General features: G+C 66.3%; 12 protein-coding genes and 1 other RNA gene. 9 read left to right on the top strand and 4 right to left on the bottom strand.

Features of this window, described 5'->3' with window-relative positions; translation table 11 throughout:
* Positions 1–62 precede the first annotated feature (62 nt).
* Positions 63–674, bottom strand: a complete 612-nt coding sequence (locus tag CPBF1521_RS17830) for a TetR/AcrR family transcriptional regulator (RefSeq protein ID WP_104583160.1) — start codon at positions 672–674, stop codon at positions 63–65.
* A 221-nt stretch (positions 675–895) separates the two neighbouring features.
* Here CPBF1521_RS17830 and CPBF1521_RS17835 point away from each other — a divergent pair, with 221 nt between their 5' ends.
* The 5 genes from CPBF1521_RS17835 to CPBF1521_RS17855 all read left to right on the top strand — a co-directional run bounded on the left by CPBF1521_RS17835 (position 896) and on the right by CPBF1521_RS17855 (position 7,080).
* The gene (locus tag CPBF1521_RS17835) at positions 896–2,107 is read left to right on the top strand and encodes an MFS transporter (RefSeq protein ID WP_321186774.1); all 1,212 of its coding nucleotides are present in this window, start codon (positions 896–898) and stop codon (positions 2,105–2,107) included.
* Positions 2,108–2,240: 133 nt separating this feature from the next.
* Positions 2,241–2,453 carry a ParD-like family protein gene (locus tag CPBF1521_RS17840; RefSeq protein WP_104583161.1) on the top strand — a complete coding sequence of 71 codons (213 nt, stop codon included), beginning with the start codon at positions 2,241–2,243 and terminating at the stop codon, positions 2,451–2,453.
* Positions 2,450–3,226 carry a type I methionyl aminopeptidase gene (gene map, locus CPBF1521_RS17845; RefSeq protein ID WP_115677819.1) on the top strand — a complete coding sequence of 259 codons (777 nt, stop codon included), beginning with the start codon at positions 2,450–2,452 and terminating at the stop codon, positions 3,224–3,226. Before CPBF1521_RS17840 ends, map begins: the two co-directional genes overlap by 4 nt.
* Before the next feature lie 168 nt (positions 3,227–3,394).
* Positions 3,395–5,194, top strand: coding sequence for a chloride channel protein (locus CPBF1521_RS17850; RefSeq protein ID WP_054592654.1), 1,800 nt, complete (start codon positions 3,395–3,397; stop codon positions 5,192–5,194).
* A 407-nt stretch (positions 5,195–5,601) separates the two neighbouring features.
* On the top strand, positions 5,602–7,080 hold the full coding sequence (locus tag CPBF1521_RS17855) for a SulP family inorganic anion transporter (protein WP_235858480.1): 1,479 nt from the start codon (positions 5,602–5,604) through the stop codon (positions 7,078–7,080).
* Here CPBF1521_RS17855 and CPBF1521_RS17860 read toward each other — a convergent pair.
* Positions 7,033–7,278: a hypothetical protein gene (locus CPBF1521_RS17860; RefSeq protein ID WP_104583165.1), complete on the bottom strand. Its 246-nt coding sequence runs from the start codon at positions 7,276–7,278 to the stop codon at positions 7,033–7,035. The genes CPBF1521_RS17855 and CPBF1521_RS17860 overlap by 48 nt on opposite strands.
* A 178-nt stretch (positions 7,279–7,456) precedes the next feature.
* Here CPBF1521_RS17860 and CPBF1521_RS17865 point away from each other — a divergent pair, with 178 nt between their 5' ends.
* The 4 genes from CPBF1521_RS17865 (at position 7,457) to CPBF1521_RS17880 (ending at position 8,647) form a co-directional block, all read left to right on the top strand.
* Complete coding sequence (locus CPBF1521_RS17865) at positions 7,457–7,666, top strand: hypothetical protein (RefSeq protein WP_115677820.1); 210 nt, start codon at positions 7,457–7,459, stop codon at positions 7,664–7,666.
* A 123-nt stretch (positions 7,667–7,789) separates the two neighbouring features.
* Positions 7,790–8,023 (top strand): DUF1653 domain-containing protein, encoded by a 234-nt coding sequence (locus tag CPBF1521_RS17870; protein WP_104650156.1) that lies wholly within the window; start codon positions 7,790–7,792, stop codon positions 8,021–8,023.
* 51 nt (positions 8,024–8,074) lie between these two features.
* Positions 8,075–8,413, top strand: a complete 339-nt coding sequence (locus CPBF1521_RS17875) for a hypothetical protein (RefSeq protein ID WP_115677821.1) — start codon at positions 8,075–8,077, stop codon at positions 8,411–8,413.
* A gap of 157 nt (positions 8,414–8,570) precedes the next feature.
* Positions 8,571–8,647: non-coding RNA, sX9 sRNA (locus CPBF1521_RS17880), on the top strand.
* 40 nt (positions 8,648–8,687) lie between these two features.
* On the opposite strand, the gene CPBF1521_RS17885 is transcribed toward CPBF1521_RS17880, so the two are convergent.
* Together CPBF1521_RS17885 and CPBF1521_RS17890 are read right to left on the bottom strand one after the other, a co-directional pair.
* Positions 8,688–9,425 (bottom strand): DNA/RNA non-specific endonuclease, encoded by a 738-nt coding sequence (locus CPBF1521_RS17885; protein ID WP_104650158.1) that lies wholly within the window; start codon positions 9,423–9,425, stop codon positions 8,688–8,690.
* Positions 9,426–10,012: 587 nt separating this feature from the next.
* On the bottom strand, positions 10,013–12,115 hold the full coding sequence (locus CPBF1521_RS17890; protein ID WP_370659385.1) for a methyl-accepting chemotaxis protein: 2,103 nt from the start codon (positions 12,113–12,115) through the stop codon (positions 10,013–10,015).
* Between the last annotated feature and the right edge of the window lie 11 nt (positions 12,116–12,126).

A 12,126-nucleotide genomic window follows, 5' to 3' on the forward strand; every position in this document is an offset into this window, starting at 1 on the left:
GTCAGCGCAATGCGCGCTGCCGTTCCTGGCCGCTGCGGCGCACGGGTTGAAGCGCGGGCTGCCTAGCCGGCCTGGGCGTCCCAGAACCCCATGAGCTGGGTGATGGCGGCATCCATCGCCTTGAAGCTCATGCCATCCCGGGCGAGCGTGGAGAGCCCGAGCAGGAAGCTGTCGAACACACAGGTCAGTGCGGCGGCGTCGGCGGCCGGCCCGAGGTCTCCGCTGGCGATGGCGCGGTCCACGCAGGCGCGGATGCCGGCGCGGGTGCGGGCGCGCGAGCGCGTCAGCGGTGCGCACAGTGCCGAGAACTCCGGCGACGGCGCGCTCATCACTCCCAGCGTGACCATGCAGCCTTTCGGGTGGCCGCGCTCGCACTGCATCTTGGCCGAGCGGCGCAGCGCGAGTTCCACCGCCTGTTTCGGGCCGAGCGTGGTGTCCCACAAGCAGTGGGTCACCTTTGCGTAGGTCGCCAGGTAGCGGTCCATGCATTCCCTGAAGAGCGCTTCCTTCGAGCCGAACGCGGCATAGAAGCTGGGCGCGGTGATGCCGCCGCCAATCGCGGCCTTGAGCTGGCTCAGCGAGGTGGATTCGTAGCCCTGTTCCCAGAACAGGTGAAGCGCCTGCTCGACCGCGGCGTCGCGGTCAAAGCTGCGCGGCCTTCCCATTTGCGCCATGGCGCCCTCCGATCTCTACATCAAGACTAGTCGATACAGATATCGTTGACAACGCGGTCGCCGCGCGGATATATATATCGAACGATACAGATCATGACGTGGTGTTGCCGGCCGGCAGGTCTCACGACGACGACCTGCTTTTTTTGGCCTAGATATATATCGATCAATATAGATGTAGCGAGCCGTGCAGAAAAATCTCCCTCCCCAACGAAGGACAGCGTGTGACCTCTCCAACTGCATCCACCGCCGGCGCGATTCCGCCGCCATTACCAATCGCCGCCCTGTTGGCGCTGGCCATGACCGGTTTCATCTGCATCGTGACCGAAACCCTTCCGGCAGGGTTGTTGCCGCAACTGTCCGCTGGCCTTGGCATCAGCCCGGCACTGGCCGGGCAGACGGTGACCGCGTACGCGTTGGGTTCGGTGATGGCCGCCATCCCGCTGACCATTGCGACCCAGCAGTGGCGGCGGCGTAACGTGTTGCTGCTCACCATCGTCGGCTTCCTGTTGTTCAACTCGGTCACCGCACTGTCGAGCAACTACAGCCTGACCCTGGCGGCGCGCTTCTTTGCCGGCGCAGCGGCAGGCCTGGCGTGGAGCCTGCTTGCCGGTTATGCGCGGCGCATGGTGCAGCCGGACCAGCAGGGCAGGGCCATGGCGATTGCGATGGTGGGCACGCCGGTTGCGCTCTCCCTCGGCGTGCCGCTGGGCACCTGGATGGGAGGCCTGCTGGGCTGGCGGAGCGCGTTCGCCGCCATGTCCGGATTGACGCTGATCCTGATCGTGTGGGTGCTGCTGAAGGTGCCCGATTACCCGGGCCAGTCGGCAGCGCAGCGGGTGCCGCTGCGCAAGGTGCTTGGCACGCCGGGCGTGCGTCCCGTGCTCGCCACCGTGATGGCGTGGATGCTGGCCCACAACATCCTGTACACCTATGTGGCGCCGTTCGCCGCACACGCCGGGCTGGGACATCGCGTGGACGTGTTGCTGCTGATCTTCGGCGTTGCGGCACTGGCTGGCATCGGCGTGGCGGCAAGGCTGGTGGAGCAGCACCTGCGTGGCACGGTGTTGGTGTCGTTGGCAACGTTCCTCGCGATCTCGGTGGTGCTGGCATTCCTGCAGGACGTGCAGCCTGTGGTCTACGTATGTGTGGCGATATGGGGGCTGACCTTCGGCGGCGCGGCGACCCTGCTGCAGACGGCACTTGCCGACAGCGCAGGCGAAGGCGCCGATGTGGCGCTATCGCTCAATGTGGTGGCGTGGAACAGCGTCATCGCCGGCGGTGGCGTGGTGGGCGGCGTGCTGCTGGACCACTGGGGCGCGCAGACCTTCCCGGTTGCCATGGCCTTGCTGCTGGCCATCGGATGGTTGATTGCATGGCGTGCCAGACGCCATGGGTTTGCCGCGGGCGCACGCTCGCCGGTTGCCGGCCACTAGCGCGCCGTTCCCGGTTTCCTTCCCGGCTGCGTTCGCTTGGCATACCCCGAGCGCAGCCGAGGGCATGTACCGGCGTTTGTGCGCGGATATACGTTTCATATACGATTCGTATATTCCTGACATCGGAGCCTGCATGGGCATCGTCAATATCGATGACGAACTGCACGATCAGCTACGTCGCGCGTGCACGGTGACCAGCCGGTCGATCAATGCGCAGGCCACGTTCTGGATCAAGGTCGGCATGCTGTGCGAGATGCATCCGGAGTTGTCGTTTCAGCAGATCGTGGCGCAGCAGCTGCGTGCGGCGGGCGTGCGGCCGCCATCCTTGAAACCGGCGCGGGCATGATCAAGCAGCCGGCGGAGATTGCGCTGATGGCCAACGCCGGTGCGTTGCTGGCGCGGGTGTTCCATGCGCTGGATCGGCTGCCGCTGGCAGGCCGCAGCACGCTGGAACTCAACGACTTCGTCGAGCGGATGATTGTCGATGAGCTGGACGCGCGGCCGGCCAGCAAGGGGCAGTACGGCTTTCCCTTCGTGCTCAATGCCTCGATCGACGATGTGGTGTGCCACGGCGTGCCATCGGCTGCGGACGTGCTGCGCAACGGGCAGATCGTCAATCTGGATATCACGCTGGAAAAGAACGGCTATCTTGCCGACTCCAGCACGACGTACCTGGTGGGCGAGGTGGCGTATCCGGCGCGGCGGCTGGTGCAGGCCACCTATCAGGCGATGTGGAAGGGGATTGCCGCGGTGCGTCCGGGCGCGCGGCTGGGCGACATCGGTCATGCGATTGCGCGGCATGCGCGCGAGCAGGGCTATAGCGTGGTGAAGGAATATTGCGGGCATGGCATCGGCCGGCAGATGCATGAAGAGCCGCAGATCCTGCACTACGGGCATGCCGGCACGGGGATGCAGCTGCAGGAAGGCATGGTGTTCACCATCGAGCCGATGCTCAACCAGGGCAGAGCGGCGATCCGCGCCGAGCCGGATCAATGGCCGGTGCATACGCGCGACGGCAAGTTGTCGGCGCAGTTCGAGCACACCGTGGCGGTGACGCGTACCGGTGTGCGTGTGCTGACCTTGCGCCCCGGGGAAAAGCCGCTGTGTGCGCTGGGGTGAGCGCGCCGTCCCCCGGCGTGTGGCCTGCGCCCGCTGCCGCCGCTGTGTTCGTTGCTTGCACTGCCGCGGCCAGACTGCGGCAGGTCAGCCAGGTTGCTGCACACTAGGCCGCATCGCTGACGTCTCCCCGTGCGCCGGCACCCTGATCCGGCGGAGCGCTGGTCTTCCATGCAGCCACTTCCTCATAACCCCACGCACGCCGTGCACCCGGCGGCAGCATCCTGGCGACGGCCGCTGGAGTGGTTGCGCCGGCAGTTGCGCGCCAACGATCTGTGGTTCATTGGGCTGGCAGCCGTGGTGGGGCTGATCGCGGCGGCACTGATGGTGGTGCAGGCCGGCATGGCGCATGCGCTGCAGGCCTGGCTGTACGCGCTTGCACCGGGCGAGCGGCTCAGTACCGCCGAATCGATCACCGCCACCCAGTTGCTGGTGTTGCCGTTGGGCGGCCTGCTGGTGGGCCTGGTGGCCTTGCTGGCGCGGCGGCGCAAGCGGCCGCTGGTGGATGCGGTGGAAGCCAATGCCCTGCACGGCGGGCGCATGTCGATGCGCGACAACCTGATCGTTGCGGTGCAGACGCTGCTGTCCAACGGTTTCGGCGCATCGGTGGGGCTGGAGGCGACCTACACGCAGATGGGCGCAGGCGCCGGTTCGCAGCTGGGCCGTGTCCTGCGGGTACGCCGGGCCGACATGCGCACGCTGGTCGGTGCCGGCGCGGCAGGCGCGATCGCCGGTGCGTTCGGGGCGCCGCTGGCCGGTGCGTTCTACGCGTTCGAGATCGTGATCGGCGCCTATACGCCGTCGGCGCTTGCGCCGGTGGCCGCAGCGGCGCTGGCCGGCGCGTTCATGGCCAACGCGCTCGGTGCCGCGCCGTATTCGTTGCCGGCGGCGGTCGCCTATCAATTGCAGCCGCGTGACTATGCGATCTACATCGCGTTGGGGCTGACCTGCGCGTTGATCGGCATCGCGGTGATGCGGCTGGTGGCCGGTATCGAACGCGCCGTGGGGCGGATCGAGCTGCCGATCTGGGGGCGCCCGGTGGTGGGCGGGTTGCTGCTGATTCCGTTGGCGATGTATTCGCCGCAAGTGCTGTCGTCGGGACATGGCGCCCTGCATCTGGACCTGACCAGTAGCAGCACGCTGCAGGTATTGGCCGGTTTGCTGGTGCTCAAATGCATCGCGTCGGGCATCTCGCTGGGTTTCGGCTTCCGTGGCGGCCTGTTCTTCGCTTCGCTGTTCATGGGCTCGCTGGTGGGCAGCCTGTTTGCGGTGTTCCTGAACCTGCTGGTCGGCGCCGCGGCGGTGGACATCACCAGCGCTTCGTTGGTGGGCATGGCCGCGTTGGCGGCGGCCATTGTCGGCGCGCCGATGACGATGGCCATGCTGATCCTGGAAGGCACGCACGACTTTGTACTGGCGAGCGCGGTGATGGTGGCGGTGCTGGTAGCCAACACCGTGGTGCGCCAGGTGTTCGGCTATTCGTTCTCCACCTGGCGCCTGCATCTGCGTGGCGAGAACATCCGCAGTGCACGCGACGTGGGGTGGGTGCGCAATCTGTCGGCTGGCAAGATGATGCGCAAGGACGCCAACCACACTGCGCACGACACCACGGTGAGCGAGTTTCGCCGGCGGTTTCCATTGGGGTCCACGCAGCGCGTGGTGCTGGAAGACGCCGCCGGCCATTACGCCGGTGTGGTGCCGCTGGCGGTGCTGTATGCGGACAACGTGCAGGCCGATGCGCCGGTGAGCGACTACGCCAAGCACCGCGATGCGGCATTGCTGGCAGACACCGACATCGTGGCGGTCATGAAGGTCTTCGACGCTACGCAGGCCGACGAGCTGGCGGTGATCGATGCACAACGCAAGGTGCTGGGCGTGTTGTCGGAAGGCTTCGTGCGCAAGCGCTATGCCGAAGAACTGGAAAAGCGCGAACGCGAACTGATGGGCGAGCGTGTGCTCGGCGACGACTGAGCCACGCGCTGCCGGCAGCGGCTGAAGCGACGGGGCGCATGCTGGCCCGGTAGATCTACCGCGTGCAGACGGTGTCTTACGTAACGCCCTGCGCCCGCGACGCATGCAGCTTGCCATCGCCAGCGGCAGCATGCGATGCCAGCACGCAGCTTCCAGCGGCCTGTGCGTTGATGTTGCTCATGCATTGGCAGCGTTGCTCGGCTCGACGCGCGTGCGCAGCAGCGCGCCGTCGGGTTGTGCAGACCGACCTCAGCGCGTTAGCATGCAGCCTCGTCCAGAGCGATTTCCTCCGACACATGACACCACCCTGACCTAAGGCATCACGCGCTCGCAGTTGCTGCGAAGGTCCAGGTGTTTGACGTTCATGTGTTCGCGCCGTGTGTTTGCCGGTGCGCGGAGTCGTTTCAATGTCCAAAGTTTTCTCGTTGCGCCAGCAATGGCTCGGCAACGTGCGTGGCGATGTGCTCGCCGGCATCGTGGTCGCGCTTGCGCTGATTCCCGAAGCCATCGCGTTTTCGATCATTGCCGGTGTCGACCCCAAGGTCGGGCTCTACGCGGCGTTCTGCATTGCGGTGGTGACTTCCATCGCCGGTGGCCGGCCCGGGATGATTTCTGCCGCCACCGGCGCAATGGCGTTGTTGATGGTGGACCTGGTCAGGGAACACGGGCTGCAGTATCTGCTGGCGGCCACCGTGCTGGCCGGCGTGCTGCAGCTGATCGCGGCGGCATTGCGCCTGGGTGCATTGATGCGCTTTGTCTCGCGCTCGGTGATCACCGGCTTCGTCAATGCGTTGGCGATCCTGATCTTCCTGGCGCAGCTGCCGGAGCTGGTCGGCATGCCATGGCCGGTGCATGCGGTGTGTGCGGCGGGCCTGGCCATCATCTATCTGCTGCCGCGCTTCACCACGGCGATTCCCTCGCCGCTGGTCGCCATCGTGGTGCTGACGGCGGTGTGCGCGTATTGGCACATCGACATCCGCAACGTGGGCGACATGGGCCGTCTGCCCGACAGCCTGCCGGTGTTCCTGCTACCGGACGTGCCGCTGACGTGGGACAGCGTGCGCATCCTGCTGCCGGTGTCGACGACGCTGGCCGTGGTGGGCCTGCTGGAGTCGCTGATGACCGCACAGATTGTCGAAGACCTCACCGACACCCCGTCGCAGCGCAACCGCGAATGCGCAGGCCAGGGACTGGCGAACCTGCTGGCCGGGTGCTTCGGTGGCATGGCCGGCTGCGCGATGATCGGGCAATCGGTGATCAACGTGCGCTCGGGCGGACGCGGGCGCCTGTCGTGCCTGGTGGCCGGCGTCGTCCTGCTGTTGATGGTGGTGTATGGCGCGCCCTGGGTGCGCCAGATTCCGATGGCGGCACTGGTGGCGGTGATGATCATGGTCAGCATCGGCACCTTCAGCTGGGGCTCGCTACGCGATCTGCGCACGCACCCGGGGAGTTCGTCGGTGGTGATGCTGGGCACCGTCGTGGTCACGGTGTGGACGCACGATCTGGCCCGCGGCGTGCTGGCCGGGGTGCTGCTGTCGGCGTTGTTCTTTGCGCGAAAGGTCGGGCGCATGTTGCAGGTGCAGGCCAGCGAGCGTGACGACGGAGTGCGCGTGTATGCGGTGCGCGGCCAGGTGTTCTTTGCATCGGCCGGGCAGTTCGTGGCCAGCTTCGATTTCCCGGGCACGCCGCCCAAGGTGCTGATCGATTTGAGCCACGCGCACTTCTGGGACATCAGCGCGGTGGCGGCGCTGGATCGGGTGGTGCTCAAGTTGCGCGCGCACGGCGCCGAGGTCGAGGTGATCGGCGTGAATCAGGCCAGCGACACGCTGATCGACACCCTAGGAACCCATCGGCGCGATGGCGCGCGCCTGCAGCTGGGGCACTGAGTTCTGCTGCTCGTGCGCGGCCCGCTCGACCACTGGCCCGGCCGTATGGCGCGCATGTTCGTCCAGCAACGCGGACAGGCGACGGTGGCAGTCGCGGAAGGCCAGCGCGGAGGCCGGCATGTCGCAGGCATCGAAGGTGCTGGCCTCGGCTTTCCAGGCGGCGAGCAGGTTTTCCAGGTTGCGGATCAAGCTCGGCATGCGGGTGGCTCCGTGGGCGTTTTCATCAGTACGGCCACAGGCACCGGCCGGATGCGGTGGCGCCCGCTCGGCTCAGGCGTGGCCGGCATGGGCTGCACTGCGATCGTGCAGGACACACGTGCACGTCACATCGGCGGGAGGAGGGTGGCCGTGCGGTCTTTCACCGCTGGAGCTGACCATGAGCAACGACGAAAACGGCAATCGCGGCGTGGACGATCCGACCCCGCCCAATGGCGTCAAGGCGCCGGGCAGGGACACTGCGCCAATCCAGGAAGGGCCTGCGCAGGACAGCGAGATCGATGACGACGATGGCATCGAGGACCCGGTGGAGGAGGATAGCGACCTGGGCGACGAAGACGAAGAGGACGAAGAGGACGACGACCAGTAAGCACGTCGTGGCGTTGTCCGCGCCGTGCATCGGTGACACCCGCATGCCGCCGGTTGCGCGGCATGTGCTGGCTGTCGCGGGCCGGGCTGCCTAGACTTGGGGGCTGCCCATCCTGTGACATCCATGGACACCTCTCTGTCGCCATTACCCAGCATCGCGTTGGGCCAGTACCGCCACTTCAAGGGCGGCCGTTATGACGTGCTCGGCGTCGTGCGCTGCAGCGAAACGCTGGCCCCGCTGGTGCTCTACCGCCCGTTGGACAGCGACGTCGGTCTGTGGGTGCGGCCGTATGCGATGTTCGTCGCGCAGGTCGAGGTGGACGGCGTTGCGCGTCCCCGCTTTGCGCGGGTCGAGTAGGCGCGGCTTGGCCTGCCCGACGCTACAGGGTTGTTTGCGAGTGCGTTGGCAATGACGGCCGCCGCTGCGCCCGTCACCACGCCCGATCGCCGGTATCTGATCGTGCGTGGCCGGCTCTGGCGTACCGCCAACCCGCATCTGCGCGAAGACGTGCGTGCCGGGCTGGTCGGCGCGTTGATGGATGCGCGGCGCGCGGTCAAGGCGGCCAGGCGCGATGACGATGCCGGGCGGCTGGCCACGGCGCGTGCGGCGGTGGACCGTGCCAAGACGGCGCTGGGAGAGCGCGGCCCGGTGTGGTGGAGCGATGGCGCAAAGGACTTCAATCGGCATCTGGTCAAGAACACGCCCTACGCGGACTGGTTTGCGGCGCTTGCCGCGCCCGATGCCTGAGTGCGTGTTGCGGCGGGCCATGCGTGGCGCTGCCTGCAACGACAAGGCCCGGGAATCCCGGGCCTTGTCTGCTGGATCACACGCCCCGCGATGGAGCGCGGCTGGCCAGGCTGCTGCGCTCAGCGCCAGGCGGGCACGGCCGGTGCCCGGCATCGGCAAGGGCCATGCGGACACTCCGGTTCCGGGCGCGCCGTTCGCACCCACCTGACGACTGCTCGCAACATGGCGTCAGCCGCTGTTGATCGACGCGGCGAGAGACGCGCGCAGCCCGCGCTCAGCCCAGGTCGCAATTGCTCGGCTGCGGCCAGGTGGTGGCGGGCAGCATGGCCTTGACGTCGGCCGGTGCGGTGATGCCGATGGTGCTGGCGCCGTAGAGGTCTTCCAGTTCGTCGATGCTGACGATGTAGCTGTCCAGCGAACCGAGGTTGGCGCTGTTGGGAATCAGCCAGCTGATCGCGCGGGTGCCGCCGCCGGGGTTGGCGGTGATGATCGTCTTCCAGAAGAAATCCGGGGTGCGGATGCCGTGGCTGCTCAGGAAGTAATCGTTGGTGGTGTCGCTGTAGATCACGCCGCCGTAGACCTGCACGCTGGCGATGTCGCGGTAACACTCGGCCACGTTTTCCGCGCGCACCCAGATGCCCTGATTGAAGCTGGCCACCTGCGGCACGATGTTGGACATGAGGTTGGCGCGACGGATGTAGGTCGCGTTGTAGTCCATGTGGTTGGAGGTCACCAGGTGGCCGCGATCGTAGCCGGTGCGCACGCTGGCGTAGGAGGCGGTGGAGGTCTGGCCGGCGCAGCCGCTGGGCAGTTCGGTGTCCAGATTGAAGCTGGACGGACGCGCGGCCGAGCCGGTATCGGCCTGCAGTACGTACTCGTAGCGCAACGCGGTGTGGTTGGTGCAGTCGTAGCGCAAGGTGTAGCCGCCCTTGTTGAGGGTGACGACCTGGGCGTTTGCGCTGGCACTGGCAGCGGTGAACAGCAGAACGGCGAAGAAAGTCCGGAAGCGCATGGGCAGTGAATCTCCTGGAAAATCAATCGGACGCACGACGCCATCGCCGGCTGCCGGGGGCAGATCGACGCTCAGCGGAACGCGCGCTGGAAGGGGGATAGTTGGCTCGCTTTTTTAGCGAGCGCGACAGCTATCGCATGCAAATGTTGCTTGGTGGTGACGTAGGCGTGAGGAATGTGCGGTCACGTCAGTTTTTCCGACAAAACTGTGACCGGTCTCGCGCGTTGGGCGGCATACGGGCTGGCAGGCGATAAGCGCGTGGTTATGCCTGGAGCGCAAGAACGCGCCTGCCTAACTGGTCTTTTTGCGATGGCGCACAGCTGCGCCATCAGCAAGACGCGGTCGCTGCTGTCGGACAACCGCCCGCGTGGAGGTCGGGGTATGCCGGCACCCGCGGTCAGATAGACGGCTGCGGGGATGCAGTCGCGAACACCGCGGGGCCGGTCATCGGCGCAAGATGCGCGTGGCTCGCCTTGAAACGGTGCCGGGCCTGCGCTGCGTTCGCCACCGGCGGACACAAAAAACCTCCTTCTGCAGTCCATGCAGAGGGGGCGTCAAAGACGTCGCGAGACGATCCGCTCGGTCGGCTATGCGACCTCTTTTTCCAGCTGCGTTGCGCTGGCAGGCTGCAGCTGGAACAACGAGACCAGCTGGGTCAGGGTGCTGGACTGCTTTTCCATCGCCCGTGCCGCGGCCATGGCCTCTTCCACCAGCGCTGCATTCTGCTGGGTGGTTTCGTCCATCTGGATCACCGTCTGGTTGACCTGTTCGATACCGGCCGACTGTTCGCTGGAGGCGGCGGTGATCTGGCCCATGATGTCGGTGACCCGGTTCACGCTGGCGACGATCTCGGTCATGGTGGTGCCGGCCTTGTGCACCAGCACCGAGCCCTCGGCCACCTTGCCCACCGAGGCGTCGATCAGCTCCTTGATCTCCCTGGCTGCAGCGGACGAGCGCTGGGCGAGCGTGCGCACTTCCGAGGCCACCACTGCAAATCCACGGCCCTGTTCGCCGGCACGCGCCGCTTCCACGGCCGCGTTCAGGGCCAGGATATTGGTCTGGAAGGCGATGCCATCGATGACGGAGATGATCTCGGCGATCTTCTTCGATGAGGTTTCGATGCCCGACATGGTGCCGACTACCTGGCTGACCACCTCGCCGCCCTTCGAAGCCACACTGGCCGCACTGCGTGCCAGCTCGTTGGCCTGCAGCGCATGTTCGGCGTTCTGCCTGACGGTGGAGGTGAGTTCCTCCATCGAGGCGGCGGTCTCTTCCAGACTGGCCGCCTGCTGTTCGGTACGCCGCGACAGGTCCTGATTGCCGGCGGCGATTTCGCCGGCAGCGGTATCGATCTCGGATGAGGAGTGCTGGATGCGCCCGACGATGTCGGTCAGGCGATCCACCGTGGTGTTGGCATCGTCGCGCATGCGCGCAAACACGCCGGCAAAGTCGCCGTGCATGCGCGTGGTCAGGTCGCCGCTCGCAATCGCCTGCAACACCTGCGACACCGCACCCAGGCTCTTGTCCGAGCTGCCCATCAGGTGATTGAGGTCCACCACGATCTGGCGGAAGTCATGCTCGAAGGCGGTTTCGTCGCCACGTGCGCTGAAGTCGCCCGCAGCTGCGGCCGATGCCAGCCGCTTGATCTCGCCGTTGATCGACAGCAGGCTGGCCCGCACATCGTTGATCGATTGACTGATCACCGCCTTCTCGCCCGGCAACGGCTCCAGCTGCTGCGACAGGTCGCCGGCGGCATAGCGTTCGGTCAATGCAACGATCTGCATCGTCACCGCGATATGGCTGGACACCAGCGCATTGCTGGCACGCACCATGCTGCCGAATTCGCCGGGGAATTCCTGCTCGGCGATGCGGTGACTGACCATGCCGGCCTCGTGCCTGTCGCCCATGTCGGTCTGCGCCTGGATCACCCGACGCAGCTGGCGCTGCATGCTGTCCATCGCCTGCAGCAGCTGGCCGACCTCGTCGTTGCGGTCGATCGAGATGCTGTTGTCCAGCTTGCCCGAGGACACCGCATGCGCAATGCCCACCGCACGGTTCAGTGGTTGGGTGATGGCGCGTGCCACGATCCAGCCGAAGGCGATGCACAGCACCGCACCGACCACACCCAGCACCAGCCCGCCGAGGCTTGCCGCCACTGAGCTGTCCACCGCTTCCTGCACGGTGCCGCGGAAGCGTGCATCGGCGCGCTTCTGCATGGCGGTCAGGGTGGTGCGATAGGTCTCCAGTGCCGGCGCCATGGCGCTCATCTGCGCCGTGTCGGGTTCGCGCTGCTCCACGAACGCGGCGGCCACGCCCTGGGCCAGGCCGTAGTAGTCGTCGAACTGCTTGCCCAGCCGGGCAAGCTCCCTGGCATTGGCCGGATCGGCCTTCTGCAGTTTCACGTAGGAAGCGTGGATCTCTTCGGCCACCGGCTTGGTGGCCGCCAGCATGTCGGCATCGCCGGCGGCAGCGGCGCCGTTGAGCCCGTTGATGAGCTTGTCCAGCGCAGCCACGTTGCGTGTCATGGCATCGAGCAGCGGGAAATGCACGTCGCGTACCGCTTCCAGGCGGTCGTTGTTGCGGTGGAACACCAGCGTACTGAAGGCCACATAGCTCGATAGGCAAAGGATCGCCACCGCGGCCGGCATCAGGATTTTCCAGAACAACGGTAGCGACAGGATGCGTCTCATGACGTGAGTCT

Source organism: Xanthomonas euroxanthea (assembly GCF_900476395.1).
In the GTDB taxonomy this organism is placed as follows: Bacteria; Pseudomonadota; Gammaproteobacteria; order Xanthomonadales; family Xanthomonadaceae; genus Xanthomonas; species Xanthomonas euroxanthea.